This is a genomic window from Actinosynnema sp. CS-041913 (genome assembly GCF_050942485.1).
In the GTDB taxonomy this organism is placed as follows: domain Bacteria; phylum Actinomycetota; class Actinomycetes; order Mycobacteriales; family Pseudonocardiaceae; genus Actinosynnema.
Map to the genome: position 1 here is coordinate 811052 of NZ_CP192037.1, position 13203 is coordinate 824254.

Sequence of the window (13203 nt, forward strand, 5' to 3'; positions counted from 1 at the left end):
CCAGTGGTGACGGCGTTGTTGGAGGTCGAGGACCTGCACGTCGAGTTCCGCACGCGGGACGGCGTCGCGCGGGTGCTCAACGGCGTGAGCTACCACGTCGAGGCCGGGGAGACCGTCGCGGTGCTGGGCGAATCCGGCTCCGGCAAGAGCGTGACCGCGCAGGCGGTGATGGGCATCCTGGACACGCCGCCCGCCTACGTGACCCACGGATCGGTGCGGTTCCACGGGGAGGAGCTGCTGACGGCGACCCCGGAACGGCGGCGGGAGGTGCGCGGCGGCGGCATCGCGATGATCTTCCAGGACGCGCTGTCCGCGTTGAACCCGGTGTTCACGGTGGGGTTCCAGATCGAGGAGCAGTTGCGGCTGCGGCGGGGGATGAGCCGGCGCGAGGCGCGGGAGCGGGCCGTGGAGCTGCTGGACCTGGTGCGGATCCCCCATGCGCGGCAACGCGTCCGGGAGTACCCGCACCAGTTCTCCGGCGGGATGCGGCAGCGGGCGATGATCGCGATGTCGCTGGCGCTGGACCCGGAGGTGCTGATCGCGGACGAGCCGACGACCGCGCTGGACGTGACGGTGCAGGCGCAGATCATGGACCTGCTGGCGGAGATCCAGCGGGAGCGGCACATGGGGCTGGTGCTCATCACGCACGACCTGGGTGTGGTGGCGGAGGTGGCCGACCGGATCGTCGTGATGTACGCGGGCCGGATCGTCGAGCACGCCGACGCGCTGTCGCTGTTCCGCGCGCCGGGCCACCCGTACACGGAGGCGCTGATGAGGTCGTTGCCGCGACTGGATTCGAAGGGCACGGCGCTGGACACGATCAAGGGTCTGCCGCCGAGCCTGCTGCGGATACCGCCGGGGTGCCCGTTCCACCCGCGGTGTCCCCGGGCGGAGAACGTCTGCACGGTGGACGTGCCCGCGCAGGAGCGGCTGGGGTTCGGGCGGACCAGCGCGTGCCACTTCGCGGCGGAGGTGCTCAATGGCTGAGCTGCTGGAGGTCCGAGGTCTGGTCAAGCACTTCCCGGTGACCAGGGGTGTGCTGTTCAAGAAGACCATCGGCCGGGTGCGGGCCGTGGACGGGGTGTCGTTCACGCTCTCGGCGGGCGAGACCCTCGGCGTGGTGGGCGAATCCGGCTGCGGCAAGTCCACCCTCGCCCAGGTGCTGATGCGGCTGGAGCCGCCCACCGCCGGCGAGGCCTACTTCGAGGGTCAGCCGATGTTCGCTTTGCGCGGCAACGCATTGCGGCGGCTCCGGCGGAACATGCAGATCGTGCTGCAGGACCCGTACACCTCGCTGAACCCGCGCATGACGGTCGGCGACATCGTCGGCGAGCCGTTCGAGATCCACCCGGAGGTCGCGCCGAAGGGCTCGCGTGCCGCGAAGGTCCGCGAGCTGCTGGACGTGGTGGGCCTGAACCCCGAGCACATCAACCGGTACCCGCACCAGTTCTCCGGCGGGCAGCGGCAGCGGATCGGGATCGCGCGGGCGTTGGCGCTGCGCCCCAAGGTGATCGTGTGCGACGAGCCGGTGTCCGCGCTGGACGTGTCCATCCAGGCGCAGGTGATGAACCTGTTGCGGGAGCTGCAGACCGAGTTCGGGCTGGCGTACGTGTTCATCGCGCACGACCTGTCCGTGGTCCGGCACCTGTCCGACCGGGTGGCCGTCATGTACCTCGGGAAGATCGTGGAGATCGGCACCGAGGACGAGATCTACCAGCACCCCACGCACCCCTACACGCAGGCGCTGCTGTCCGCCGTGCCGGTGGCCGACCCGGCGCTGCGCGGGCAGCGGGACGTGATCCGGCTGACCGGGGACGTGCCGTCGCCGATCAACCCGCCCTCCGGCTGCCGGTTCCGCACCCGGTGCTGGAAGGCGCAGGACGTGTGCGCCGAGGAGGAGCCCGCGCTGGTGGAACGGATCGGCCACCCCAGCGCGTGCCACTTCGCGGAAGAAAGGTCCGTTGTGCCATAAGGGAAAGGATTCCCGATGACCGACCTCACCGCGCTTCGCGCCACCGCCCACGGCGGGGACGCCGACGCGATGGTCGAGTTGGCCCTGCTGCTGGCGGAAGACCTCACCGGCGACGAAGGCGAGGACGACCTCCAGGACGAGGTCGAGCACTGGCTGGCCCTTGCCGCGCGAAGCGGTCACGCGCGGGGCGTGGCCGAGTTCGGCTCGTTCCTGTGGCACGTCCGGCAGGACGACGACGCGGCGTTACCCTGGCTCCGGCAGGCCGCGGAAGCCGGAGAGGTCGACGCGATGGCCGTGTTGGGCGACGTCTACGACTTCCTCGGCGACACGGGCCTCGCGAAGCGCTGGTACCGCGCGGCGGCCGATCTCGGCGACGAAGGGGCGGCGGACAACCTCGCCGCGCTGGACCGGCTGACGAGCTGACCGCATCCCACTTCGGCCGACTTACGTCCCACGAGCGGCCGGAGCGGCACGCGTCCGTCACCGGGCGCGTGCCGCTTCGGTATGAGCTATCCGTTGTGCCTCAACGGTTCGACGAGGACTGCACGAACGCCGCGAGGTCCTTCGACTGCTGCACGCGCGAAGGCTCGTGCACGTACATCATGTGCCCGGCGGGGTAGTAGGCCGCCTCGATGTTGTCGTGCAGTTCGGCCGGGATCCGCAAGTGCGCCACCACGTGCTCGGCCGCGTAGTACGGCGTGGCGCCGTCGTAGTGGCCGTACGCGATGTGCACCTTCAGGTCCGGGTTGGCCCGCATCGCCGACGACAGCCGGTTCGCCACCGTGACGTGCGTGCCCTCGAACTCCTTGTACGACCAGGGGTGCACGGACCGCGACAGGATCTCGTACGGCAGATCGTTCCGGTACTCCAGCTCCGCCCGCAGGTAGTGGTTCAGCGCGGCGGTGTACGGGCCCATGATCGCCGAGTACGACGGGTCCTCGGTGAACAGCTCGCGGCCGTAGTCGGCGTCCGACCCGGTGAACCGGGAGTCCAGCCGGCCGACGACCTTGCGCCGCGACCGCAACACCTCGGTGAAGAACCGCACGTGCTCGACCCGCAGGTCGACCCGGTCCACGTAGTCCTCGGACAGCCCGGTCAGCGCGGCGAACCGGGACACCGCCGACGCCCGTTCCTCCGCGGTCAGCCGGTGCCCGCGCGCCAGCGCCCACGGGTAGTCGCGGGACGCGAACTCCTCCGCCTCGGCCAGCACCTCGTCCAACGGCCGGTCGCCGTGCAGGCCGTGGTAGTGCGCGATCGCCGCGTACGTGGGCAGGAACAGCGAGTACGGCAGGTCGTTGCCCTCGCTGAAGTCGAGCGTCGCGAAGTCCAGCACGGACGAGATGAGCATCAGCCCGTTGAGGTACATGCCGTACCGGGTCTGGAGGTGCTCCGCCAGCGCCGCCGCGCGGGTGGTGCCGTAGGACTCGCCCGCCAGGAACTTCGGCGACAGCCAGCGGCCGTTGCGCGAGGTCCACAGCCGGATCACCTCGCCGACCGACTCCAGGTCGCCCTGGAACCCGTGGAACTCGCCCGGCTGCTCGCCCTTGGCGGCCCGGGAGAACCCGGTGGACACCGGGTCGATGAACACCAGGTCGCTGTGCGCGAGCAGGGTCTCGGGGTTGTCCACGAGGTCGTACGGCGGCGGCACCAGCTCGCCCACGTCGCCGGACACCACCCGGCGCGGCCCGAGCAGGCCCAGGTGCAGCCACACGCTGGACGAGCCGGGGCCGCCGTTGAACGCGAACGTCACCGGCCGCTTGGCCGCGTCCGCGCCGTCCAGGGTGTACGCGGTGAGGAAGACCTCCGCCTTGGCGAGGTGCCCGTCGAACTTGCCGTCGGTCAGCACCTCCTTGCGCAACACCACCCGACCGGTGGTCGTGGTGTAGTTCAGCTTGCGCCGCTTGACGGTGATGCTGTGCTGGGTGGTGACGAGGTCGTCGGACGGGATGTCCTTCTCGGCCTTGTCCGCGGGGGTCTTCGCGTCCCCGGTGTCCTTGTCGGTCATGGTCGGACTCTACGGTTGGGGCGAGGGTAGGTGCGCACGCTTTACGACCTGGACCTGCGGGTTACCAGTTGCCGGGCATGTCCGCGACTGGTGGCGTGGCGGGAGGAGGTGGCGCGCGTCAAGCGGGCGGCGTTCGCCGACGAGACGTACTGGGCGCGCCCGGTGCCCGGCTTCGGCCCGTCCGACGCCCGCCTGGCCCTGGTCGGCCTGGCCCCGGCCGCGCACGGCGGGAACCGCACGGGCCGGATGTTCACCGGCGACCCGTCCGGCGACTTCCTGTACGCGGCGCTGCACGCGGTGGGCCTGGCGTCGCAGCCGACGTCGGTGCGGGCGGGCGACGGGCTGGAGCTGCGCGGGACGCGGATCACCGCGCCGGTGAAGTGCGCGCCGCCGGAGAACAAGCCGACCGCCGAGGAACGGGACAACTGCCGGCCGTGGCTGATCGGGGAACTGGAACTGCTGCGGCCGACCCTGCGCGCGGTGGTCGTGCTGGGCGGTTTCGGCTGGCAGGCGCTGCTGCCGGTGCTCGCCGCGGGCTGGCAGGTGCCCCGCCCGAGCCCGAAGTTCGGCCACGGGGTGTCGGTCGAACTCCCCGCCCTGGACGGCGGAGCCCCCCTGACCCTGTTCGGCACGTACCACGTGAGCCCGCACAACACCTACACCGGCCGCCTGACCCCGGACATGCTCCAGGACGTCCTACGCCGCGCCGCGCGCACCGCCGGGCTCTGAGCACCGCTCCAAACGCGGTTTGGCACAAACCAGGAGCGATCGGCCGGGATGCCGGGCATCCTTGCCGGTATGAGACCCCGGCTCGCGCTCGCGCTGCTCGTGGGCATCGCGCTGGTCGTCGTCGCCATGGCGGCCAGCGGAACGTCGCCGGTGCCTTACGAGGACCGCGGCTCGGGTGACGACGCCGCGCCGACGGTCCTCATGTCGTCCAGCGCGCCGAAGTCCGACGACCTCGGCCCGTCGGCGCTCGGCGGGTCGCTGGTGGTGGTGTTCGTCGTGTTGAGCGCGTTGGCACTGATCATCTTCATCAGCCTGCTCGCCGGCCTGCGGGCCCCGAAACGGCGTCGGCGGGGCGTCGGGATGGTCACGGACGCGCCCGAGGAGGGCAGCTCCGCCGCACCCGAAATGCTCGTGCGGGGCGCGCGCGAGGCGTTGGCGGAACTCCAGGCCCGGGTCGGCGGGCCGCCGCGGGACGCCGTGGTCGGCGCGTGGCTGAGGCTGGAGCAGGCGGCGGCGGACAGCGGAGCGGCCCGTGCGCCGCACGAGACGCCGACCGAGTTCACCGGCGCGCTGCTCGCCCGGCACCACGTGGACGAGGACGCGACCGCCGCGTTGCGGAAGGTCTACCAGCGGGCCCGGTTCGGGGTTGCCGCGGTCACCGACGAGGACGCCCGGATCGCGCAGGACGCCCTGGCGCGGATCGTCCGCGACCTCACTCCCGTCCGGGACGCCGGATGACCGACGACGTGACGGCCAGGACGGACGACCGGATCAAGCCGCTCCTGGGTATGGGCGGCGCGATCGGGGTCGGTGTGCTCGTAGGCGTCGGCACCGGGGTCACGCTGTTCCGGGTCGGCGCACCGGTCCACTGGGCCGCGGTGGTGGCGTTGCCGGTCATCGCGCTCGCCGTGCTCGTCGGACGCCTGCCGCGGGCCACCGACATCCTGTGGGCCCCACCGCCCGCGCACTTCTCCACCGCCACGTCCGTGCAGGCGAGCAACCTCGCGAGCCGGCTCGGCGAAGCCGCCGTCGACCAGGACCGCTTCACCGTCCGCATCCAGCCCCGGCTGCGCAAGCTGGTGGAGGCGCGGCTGCGGCAGCGGCACGGCGTGCCCGACCTGGCCGACCCGCGTGCCGCCGCGCTGCTCGACCCCGAACTGCGCCGCCTGGTCACCGATCCGGCCGCCACCCTGCCCGATCCCCGGAAGCTCACCGAGCTGTTGGAGAACCTGTGACGTCTGCACCCCACATCGGCGCCGAGGGCAAGGCCGTGCTGGACGCCGTCGGCACCGTCGTCGTCGGACGGCAGCGCTCGCTGCGGCTGGCGCTGGCCGCGATCCTGGCCGGCGGCCACGTGCTGCTGGAGGACGTGCCCGGCCTGGGCAAGACGCTGATGGCCCGCTCGCTGGCGCAGGCGCTGCGGCTGGACTTCAAGCGCCTCCAGTGCACGCCCGACCTGCTGCCGGCGGACGTCACCGGCTCGTTCATCTACGACCCCGGCGACCACCAGTTCACCTTCCGCGCCGGCCCGCTGTTCACCGGTCTGCTGCTCGCCGACGAGATCAACCGGACGCCGCCCAAGACGCAGTCCGCGCTGCTGGAGGCCATGCAGGAGCGGCAGGTCACGGTGGAGGGCCGGACGTTCCCGCTGCCCGCGCCGTTCCACGTGCTGGCCACCGCCAACCCCGTCGAGTACGAGGGCACCTACCCGTTGCCCGAGGCGCAGCTCGACCGGTTCCTGCTGCGGCTGGACATCGGCTACCCGCCGCCGGAGGAGGAGGTCGAGGTGCTGCGGCGCAGGCTCGCCCGCCGGCAGGAGGAGGCGACCGTCGAGCCGGTGCTGGACACGGACCGGCTGCTCGGGCTCCAGCAGGGCGTCGAGCAGGTCGCGGTGGACGAGGACATCCTGCGGTACTGCGTGGACCTCACCGTGGCGACGCGGTCTCACCCGGCCGTGGAGGTCGGCGCGTCACCACGCGGCGCGCAGGCGCTGGTGCTGGTCGGACGGGCGCTGGCGGTGCTCGACGGGCGGGACTTCGTGCTGCCCGAGGACATCAAGGAGTGCGCGATCCCGGCGCTGGCGCACCGGCTGACGCTGCGCCCGGAGACGTGGACGTCCGGCACGACGGGCGTGGAGGTCGTCACCGAGCTGCTGGGTCGGGTCGCGGGCCCGGTCAGCGCCCGGTCATGAACCGCGGGCAGCGCATCCGGGAGGCGTTCACCAGCGGACGCGGCGCGCACTGGCACCCGACGGACGCCCTGGTGCGCGGCGCGGCGCTCGGCGTCGGCATGGTCGTGTTCGGCGGCCTGATCCACCGGGTCGAACTGGTGCTGTTCGGCGCGCCCCTGCTGATCTCGACGCTGATCGCCCTGGTCACGACGGTCGGCGGCACGCCGGACGTGCGCGTGCGGGGCCTGCCCCGGACCGGTGAGGTCGGCGCCGCGAAGTCCGTGGTGGAGGTCGACCCGGGCGTCGGCGCGGAGATCCTGGCGATCCGGCTGCCGGCGGGCGGGACGGGCCTGGGCCCGGTGCACCTGCTGCCCGCGCGGGAGCGGTCGATCGAGGTGGTGCTGCGGCGCGACGCCTGGGGCGAGGGCGTCGACCTGCGCCCGGACCACCTGGTGGCCGGGCCGGACGCGCTGCTGGTGCACGGCCCCGTGACGGCGGCCGAACGGGGCCGCGTGCTGCTGCCCCCGGTGCACGAGCTGCCGACCGGCCTGCTGCCCGCGCGGGCCAGGGGACTGGTCGGCGCGCACCGGGCGGCGCGGCCGGGTGATTCGGTGGAGCTGCGCGACATCCGGGCGTTCCAGCCGGGGGACCGGCTGCGGCGGATCGACTGGCGGGTGTCACTGAGGGCGGGCCCCCTGCACGTCCGCGAGCACCACGCGGAGGCGGACGCGGACGTGGTGCTGGCCCTCGACACGCGGTTCGACGTGGACCGGGACGTCGGCGGGTGGGCGGTGGCGGCCAAGAACGCGACCACCCGGGTCGACGGCAGCCTGGACCTGGCGGTCCGGGCGGCGGCCTCGCTGGCGGCCGGGTACCTGCGGCAGGGCGACCGGGTGAGCCTGGTGGACCTCGGGCGTCCGCAGCTCGGCGTGCGGGCCGGGGTCGGTCGGCGGCAGCTATTGCGGCTGCGCAACCAGCTCGTCGTCTGCGCGCGGTCGGCGGGGTGGGCGCAGAAGCCCGTGCTGCGGGCCGAGCAGGTGCCGTTCGGGTCGTTGGTCGTGGTGCTCTCGCCTTTCCTGGACGCGGACGTGGTCGAGCTGACCGTCCACGCCGCGCGGCGGGGGAATGTCGTGCTCGCGGTCGACGTGCTGCCCGAGGGGTTGCGGCCGGATCAGGAGACGCCGTGGGGTGGGGCGGCGCTGCGGGTGTTGGAGCTGGAGCACGAGGTGCGGCTGGAGGCGATGCGGCGGCACGGGGTGGCGGTCGTGGCGTGGGACGCGCGTGCGGCGGCGATCGCGGGTGTGCTGCGCCAGGCGGCCCGGCCGGGGCGGCGGCGATGAGGCCGGCGGTGCGGATCGCGGCCCGGCGAGGGTCGGATGGAGGTGGGGCGGGTGACGGCCGTTGAGCTGCGTGGTGGGCTGCCCGGATGGGTCTTGCGCGGTGCGGTCGGCCTGCAAGGCCTGGCCATCGCCGCCGTCCTTTACGCCGAAGGAGTGACCGTTGCCCCATTGGGCCTATACGTCGTCTTGATCGGCGTCACCGCCGCCATTCCCGCATCAGCCGCCGTAGCCCTGGTCATCGCCTACCCCGCGGTGGCAATCGTGGTGGTCGGCGGCGCACCGGTCCGCCCGGCGGTACTGGCGCTCGTCGCACTCCTCCACTTGCTCCACCTCACCTGTGCATACGCGGCGCTCATCCCCACCCGTTCACGAATCCACCCGAAAGCATTACGAACGCCAGCCCTCCGATACCTCGCGGTGCAAGGCGGAGTGCTCGTTCTGGCCGTGGTGGTGCTCCTCTTGCCCGGCGGCCGGACGGCGGCAGCCGTCGAGGTGATCGGCCTCGTCTGCGCGGCCGGGCTGGTGGTCGGCGCGGTCGCGTTGATGCGCCGCGGAGGCTGAGGATTCGGGGCGGAAAACTCAGCGCGAGCTGAGCGTCTGGATCGTTCCTCTCAGCACGTTCACCCGTTATCACCGCTCAGTCGCTGGTCAGCGCTCTGCGTGTCCCGCATCACCCGGCGACTGTGGTCACAACGGGCCCTGCGGAGCCGTCGGAAACGGGCCTCCGGTGCGACCATGGACGTATGGCTGCTGTGAAGTCGCAACCCACACGGATCGTGATTGTCGGCGGTGGGTACGTCGGCATGTACACCGCGCTGGGATTGCAGAAGAAGCTGCGTTCCGGTGAGGCGTCGGTCACGGTCATCGACCCACAGCCCCACATGACCTACCAGCCGTTCCTCCCCGAGGCGGCGGCCGGTTCCATCGAGCCGCGCCACGTCGTCGTGCCGCTGCGCAAGGTCCTCAAGCGCTGCCACGTCGTCACCGGCCGCGCCACCAGGATCGAGCACGCCCGCAAGGCCGTGACGGTCGAACTCGCCGACGGCCACGTCGAGGAGTACGAGTACGACGTCCTCGTCTCGGCCCTGGGCGCGGTCTCGCGCACCCTGCCGATCCCCGGCCTGCCCGAGGTCGGCATCGGCATGAAGACCATCGGCGAGGCGATCTACCTGCGCAACCACGTGCTGTCGCGGCTCGACCAGGCCGCCAGCACGAACGACCCGGAGCTGCGCAGGCGGCTGCTCAGCTTCGTGGTCATCGGCGGCGGCTTCGCGGGCATCGAGACGCTGGCCGAGCTGGAGGACATGGCGCGCTACGCGCTGCGCTACTACGAGGGCCTCAAGCAGGAGGACATGCACTGGGTGCTGGTCGAGGCCACCGGCCGGATCATGCCCGAGGTGAGCGCCCGGCTCGGCGTCTACACGGTCGAGCAACTGGAGAAGCGCGGCATCAAGTGCTACCTCGACACGCGGGTCAAGTCGATGGAGGGCGGCCACGTCATCCTCGACGACGGCACCGAGTTCGACTCGGACACCATCATCTGGACGGCCGGCATGAAGGCCAACCCGATGCTGCGCAACACCGACCTGCCGCTGGACGAGCGCGGCCGGGTGCGGTGCACGGCGGCCATGCAGGTGGTCGGCCTGCCCGGCGTGTGGGCGGCGGGCGACTGCTCGGCGGTGCCGGACCTGTCGCGCACCGAGGAGGACCCGACGGCGACCTGCGTGCCGAACGCCCAGCACGCGATCCGGCAGTCGAAGCTGCTGGCGAAGAACATCGTGGCGACCATGCGCGGCAAGCAGCCGAAGGACTACTTCCACAAGTACCTCGGATCGGTGGCCGGCCTCGGCCTCTACAAGGGCGTCGCCGACGTGTTCGGGCTGCGGTTCAAGGGGGTCGTCGCCTGGTTCATGCACCGCAGCTACCACGTCATGTTCATGCCCACGGTGAACCGGAAGTTCCGGGTGTTCGTGGACTGGACGCAGGCCCTGTTCTCGGGCCGCGAGGTGGTCGCGCTCGGCCAGATCCACGAGCCGAAGGCGGAGTTCGACCGGGCCACGAAGAGCTGATCTGCGGTCCGCCTGCTGATCGGGTGCTCGCCTGCTCCGCCGTTCGGTGGCGGTGGGCAAGCACCCGTCTGGCTTAGGGCTGTAACTTGAGCCCCCAATCAGAGTAATGGGCAGCGCGTCACCTTGACATTGCGTAACGTGAACCCGAGACTACGACTGGTGCGCCACCAAAAGTGTGACGCACCAGTGGGGAGAGAGGTGACCGCGATGTCGCTTGAGGAGCTGGCCGCACAGCTTCGCCGCGGTGAGATCGAGGACCGTGCCCTGGCGGAGTACGCCGCCGAGTACGCCACCGCCGGAAAGGTTTTTCGCAGCAAGAAAGACGACTGAGCATGTCCGCTGCCGGGTGGGGGAACGAGTCGGTTCCCCCACCCGAGGCCGTCCGGCCGGTCAAGCCCACCCCACTGCTGCTGCAAGGCCAGGACTACCTCTTCCGGTCGCCCGCCAAGAACCTGGACTTCCAGGAGCGGGTGCACCGCCTCGGGATGGTCGAGGAGGGCGACGGCAGCCCCGTGCCCTGCGTGCTGGTGCTCGCCCGCGCCGCCGACATGGAGATGAACGCCCTCTCCATCGCCCTCGCCGAGCACGGCATCCGGATGGCCCGCATCGACGCCGACCGCTGCGTCGACCTGCCGCTCACCGTCTACACCGACGCGCCCCTGCTGGAGCTGGACCGCTGGCTGCTGCGCCCGATGCTGGTGTGGCGCAGGCACTTCGAACTCTCCGCGCTCCAGGTCGACCCCGGCACGCTGGCCGCCGCGTACGCCGTGGACCAGTGGGGATCGGTCGCGAACTGGCTGTGCAGCCGCGGCGACTGGGCGCACGTCAACCCCAGCCGCGCCACCGCCCACCTGGACCGGCTCACCCAGCTTTCGGACGCGGCGGCGTTCGGCCTGAAGGTCCCGCGCACCATGGTCACCACCCGCCCCGGCCGGACCAGGCCCGGCGGCGCGCGGTGCATCGTCAAGACCACCGGGCGGCACCTGCTGGAGCCGCGTCCCGGTATGCAGCACGGGCTGTTCCCACGTCCGCTGGAGACCAGCCGTTCGGGTGATGTGCCGGAATCCGCACCGGTCATCGTCCAGGAGTACGTCCCGTCCGACACCGAGCTGCGGGTGTTCGTGGTGGGTGAGCGGGCTCTCGCGTTCCAGGTCGACAAGCTGGACCCGGCGCAGCTCTGGGTGGATCCTGAAGCGGTTCGGGTCACCCCGGTCGACGTGCCGGCCAGGCTCTCCGACCGGCTCCTCGCCTTAGCCAGGCACTGGCGGTTGCAGGTCGCGGCGTTCGATCTTCTCGTCGCGGGCGGCGACCACGTGTTCCTCGAAGTCAACGTCAACTGCGATTGGCGCTGGTTCGAGCACCGGGCCGAGGACGAACGGGTGTCCGACGCCGTGCACGAGTGGGTGGCGGCGCGTTTCAAGGAGCTTCTGAGTGCGGGTAAAGGTCGCTGAGCACGCGGCGTTGTTCTACCAGGACGGTGCCGTGGTGTGGGACGACTACCTCCACCACCGCCAGTTCGCGATCAGCGAGACGGCCGAGCTGCTGTGCCGCAAGTTCACCCGGTTCACCGACGTGGACGCGCTGCTCGCGCCGCTGACCGAGGCCGACCAGACCGCGCTGCGCAAGGTGCTGGACGAGCTGGTGGAAGCCGGCGTGCTGTTGGTGGAGGGCTCGCCGCAGCACGAGGCGGAGCGCCGGATGCTCGCCGGCTGGGGCGCCTGGGGCGCGGCGGCGCGGCACTTCCACTTCGCCAGCCGCACGCTGGGTGACGCGCCGTACCAGGGTTCGGACGAGCACGACGCCGTGCTGGACGCGAAGCTGACCCGCGAGCCGCCGCCCGCGCCGTTCCGGACGTTCGGCGGTGCCGCCGTCCCGCTGCCGGCGCTGCCGGAGACCCCGTCGTGGGCGTCCAGCGGCCTGCTGGACGTGCTGCTGTCCCGCCGCACGACCCGTGAGTTCGGAGCGGGCGCGGTGGGGCTGGGCCAGGTCGGCGAACTGCTGGGCGTGCTCGGCGCGCCGTCACCCGCGCGGTCGCGGATCGGGCGGACCGGCACCGTGTTCAAGACCAGCCCGTCCGGCGGTGGGCGGCACCCCGTGGAGATCTACGCGCATGTGCGCGGCGTCGAGGGTCTCGCCGACGGCTGGCACCACTACGACGGGCTCGCACACGCGCTGGAGCCGTTGGACGTCGCGTGGTCGCCGGCCGAGATGGCGGAGGCGGCGGGCGACCAGGAGTGGGTCGGCCGGGCGCCGCTGGTCCTCGCGTACACCGCGGTCCTCGAACGGACGAGATGGCGTTACGACACGTCACGGGCATATCGGGTTGTGCAAATGGATGTGGGCCATCTGTCGCAAACCGCATATCTGGTTGCTACCGCGATGGGTTTTGGTATCGGCTTCACCGCAGCATTGCGGGATGAACTCGTGGAACAAGCGCTGCGCTGTGACGCTTATCACGAAGCGGTACTCGGGATGAGTGTCGTGGGTCCATTACCTCAATGAGCGCAATAGCGGATCGCATTGAGCCGTGCGGGGGACTTGTGACGAACCAGCCCCACGAACGCTCGGTAACGGCTTAGGCTCCACGCTGCCCCCGTAGCCCAATCGGTAGAGGCAGGCTCCTTAAAAGAGTCACAGTACGGGTTCGAATCCCGTCGGGGGCACGTCACCACAACCTTCGTTGTCACTCGACTGCCGAGTGATCACGAACGGAGGGTGGAGTTAGCCAACACTGGCTACTTTGTGATGATCTCGCACATTTCGCCAGTGTCATCTGTCAATGCTCCGATAGGGCAGTTCGCGAACCCGTAGGAGCATCCGATGACCGACCGGATCTGATCGGCTATCCCGTGACATCCGGCAACAGTCAAAGCGCAGTTCAGCGCGTTGCGACGGCGAACCGACCGGAGGCCGAGGAG

Annotated in this window: 14 protein-coding genes and 1 tRNA gene; 14 read left to right on the forward strand and 1 reads right to left on the reverse strand. The window is 71.2% G+C overall.

The window, feature by feature from the left end; genetic code table 11:
- Window positions 1-6 precede the first annotated feature (6 nt).
- From ACQPZF_RS04015 to ACQPZF_RS04025, 3 genes are read left to right on the forward strand one after another with little or no spacing between them, the layout of a single operon-like run.
- Complete coding sequence (locus ACQPZF_RS04015; protein ID WP_433268345.1) at window positions 7-987, forward strand: ABC transporter ATP-binding protein; 981 nt, start codon at window positions 7-9, stop codon at window positions 985-987.
- Window positions 980-1972, forward strand: coding sequence for an ABC transporter ATP-binding protein (locus ACQPZF_RS04020; protein WP_433268347.1), 993 nt, complete (start codon window positions 980-982; stop codon window positions 1970-1972). The genes ACQPZF_RS04015 and ACQPZF_RS04020 overlap by 8 nt, the downstream gene beginning before the upstream one ends.
- Before the next feature lie 15 nt (window positions 1973-1987).
- Window positions 1988-2395, forward strand: coding sequence for a hypothetical protein (locus ACQPZF_RS04025; RefSeq protein WP_433268349.1), 408 nt, complete (start codon window positions 1988-1990; stop codon window positions 2393-2395).
- 100 nt (window positions 2396-2495) lie between these two features.
- Here the strand turns inward: ACQPZF_RS04025 and ACQPZF_RS04030 are convergent, their stop codons facing one another.
- A complete protein-coding gene (locus tag ACQPZF_RS04030) occupies window positions 2496-3977 on the reverse strand; it encodes a S10 family peptidase (protein WP_433268351.1) in 1482 nt (493 codons plus the stop codon).
- Window positions 3978-4007: 30 nt separating this feature from the next.
- On the opposite strand from ACQPZF_RS04030, the gene ACQPZF_RS04035 reads away from it, so the two are divergent.
- From ACQPZF_RS04035 to ACQPZF_RS04085, 11 genes are all read left to right on the forward strand, one after another.
- Window positions 4008-4706 carry a uracil-DNA glycosylase gene (locus ACQPZF_RS04035; protein WP_433268353.1) on the forward strand — a complete coding sequence of 233 codons (699 nt, stop codon included), beginning with the start codon at window positions 4008-4010 and terminating at the stop codon, window positions 4704-4706.
- Between the two features lie 69 nt (window positions 4707-4775).
- On the forward strand, window positions 4776-5444 hold the full coding sequence (locus ACQPZF_RS04040; RefSeq protein ID WP_433268355.1) for a DUF4129 domain-containing protein: 669 nt from the start codon (window positions 4776-4778) through the stop codon (window positions 5442-5444).
- Window positions 5441-5941 carry a hypothetical protein gene (locus ACQPZF_RS04045; protein ID WP_433268357.1) on the forward strand — a complete coding sequence of 167 codons (501 nt, stop codon included), beginning with the start codon at window positions 5441-5443 and terminating at the stop codon, window positions 5939-5941. The genes ACQPZF_RS04040 and ACQPZF_RS04045 overlap by 4 nt, the downstream gene beginning before the upstream one ends.
- Window positions 5938-6897, forward strand: a complete 960-nt coding sequence (locus tag ACQPZF_RS04050; protein WP_433268359.1) for an AAA family ATPase — start codon at window positions 5938-5940, stop codon at window positions 6895-6897. The genes ACQPZF_RS04045 and ACQPZF_RS04050 overlap by 4 nt, the downstream gene beginning before the upstream one ends.
- A complete protein-coding gene (locus tag ACQPZF_RS04055) occupies window positions 6894-8216 on the forward strand; it encodes a DUF58 domain-containing protein (protein WP_433268361.1) in 1323 nt (440 codons plus the stop codon). Before ACQPZF_RS04050 ends, ACQPZF_RS04055 begins: the two co-directional genes overlap by 4 nt.
- A 51-nt stretch (window positions 8217-8267) precedes the next feature.
- A complete protein-coding gene (locus tag ACQPZF_RS04060; protein WP_433268363.1) occupies window positions 8268-8777 on the forward strand; it encodes a hypothetical protein in 510 nt (169 codons plus the stop codon).
- 182 nt (window positions 8778-8959) lie between these two features.
- Complete coding sequence (locus ACQPZF_RS04065; protein ID WP_433268365.1) at window positions 8960-10285, forward strand: NAD(P)/FAD-dependent oxidoreductase; 1326 nt, start codon at window positions 8960-8962, stop codon at window positions 10283-10285.
- A gap of 207 nt (window positions 10286-10492) precedes the next feature.
- Entirely contained in the window at window positions 10493-10615 is a 123-nt protein-coding gene (locus tag ACQPZF_RS04070) for a hypothetical protein (RefSeq protein WP_015098199.1), read from the forward strand.
- 2 nt (window positions 10616-10617) lie between these two features.
- Window positions 10618-11736 carry an ATP-grasp domain-containing protein gene (locus tag ACQPZF_RS04075; protein ID WP_433268368.1) on the forward strand — a complete coding sequence of 373 codons (1119 nt, stop codon included), beginning with the start codon at window positions 10618-10620 and terminating at the stop codon, window positions 11734-11736.
- Window positions 11717-12787, forward strand: a complete 1071-nt coding sequence (locus ACQPZF_RS04080) for a SagB family peptide dehydrogenase (protein WP_433268370.1) — start codon at window positions 11717-11719, stop codon at window positions 12785-12787. Before ACQPZF_RS04075 ends, ACQPZF_RS04080 begins: the two co-directional genes overlap by 20 nt.
- Window positions 12788-12874: 87 nt before the next feature.
- Window positions 12875-12948: transfer RNA gene (locus ACQPZF_RS04085), tRNA-Leu, on the forward strand.
- Window positions 12949-13203: the final 255 nt, after the last annotated feature.

Excerpts from the sequence above, each read along its gene's own strand:
- ACQPZF_RS04020 (WP_433268347.1), top strand. The coding sequence starts at position 980 with ATGGCTGAGCTGCTGGAGGTCCGAGGTCTGGTCAAGCACTTCCCGGTG.
- ACQPZF_RS04025 (WP_433268349.1), top strand. The coding sequence starts at position 1,988 with ATGACCGACCTCACCGCGCTTCGCGCCACCGCCCACGGCGGGGACGCC.
- ACQPZF_RS04030 (WP_433268351.1), bottom strand. The coding sequence starts at position 3,977 with ATGACCGACAAGGACACCGGGGACGCGAAGACCCCCGCGGACAAGGCC.
- ACQPZF_RS04040 (WP_433268355.1), top strand. The coding sequence starts at position 4,776 with ATGAGACCCCGGCTCGCGCTCGCGCTGCTCGTGGGCATCGCGCTGGTC.
- ACQPZF_RS04045 (WP_433268357.1), top strand. The coding sequence starts at position 5,441 with ATGACCGACGACGTGACGGCCAGGACGGACGACCGGATCAAGCCGCTC.
- ACQPZF_RS04055 (WP_433268361.1), top strand. The coding sequence starts at position 6,894 with ATGAACCGCGGGCAGCGCATCCGGGAGGCGTTCACCAGCGGACGCGGC.
- ACQPZF_RS04065 (WP_433268365.1), top strand. The coding sequence starts at position 8,960 with ATGGCTGCTGTGAAGTCGCAACCCACACGGATCGTGATTGTCGGCGGT.
- ACQPZF_RS04070 (WP_015098199.1), top strand. The coding sequence starts at position 10,493 with ATGTCGCTTGAGGAGCTGGCCGCACAGCTTCGCCGCGGTGAGATCGAG.
- ACQPZF_RS04075 (WP_433268368.1), top strand. The coding sequence starts at position 10,618 with ATGTCCGCTGCCGGGTGGGGGAACGAGTCGGTTCCCCCACCCGAGGCC.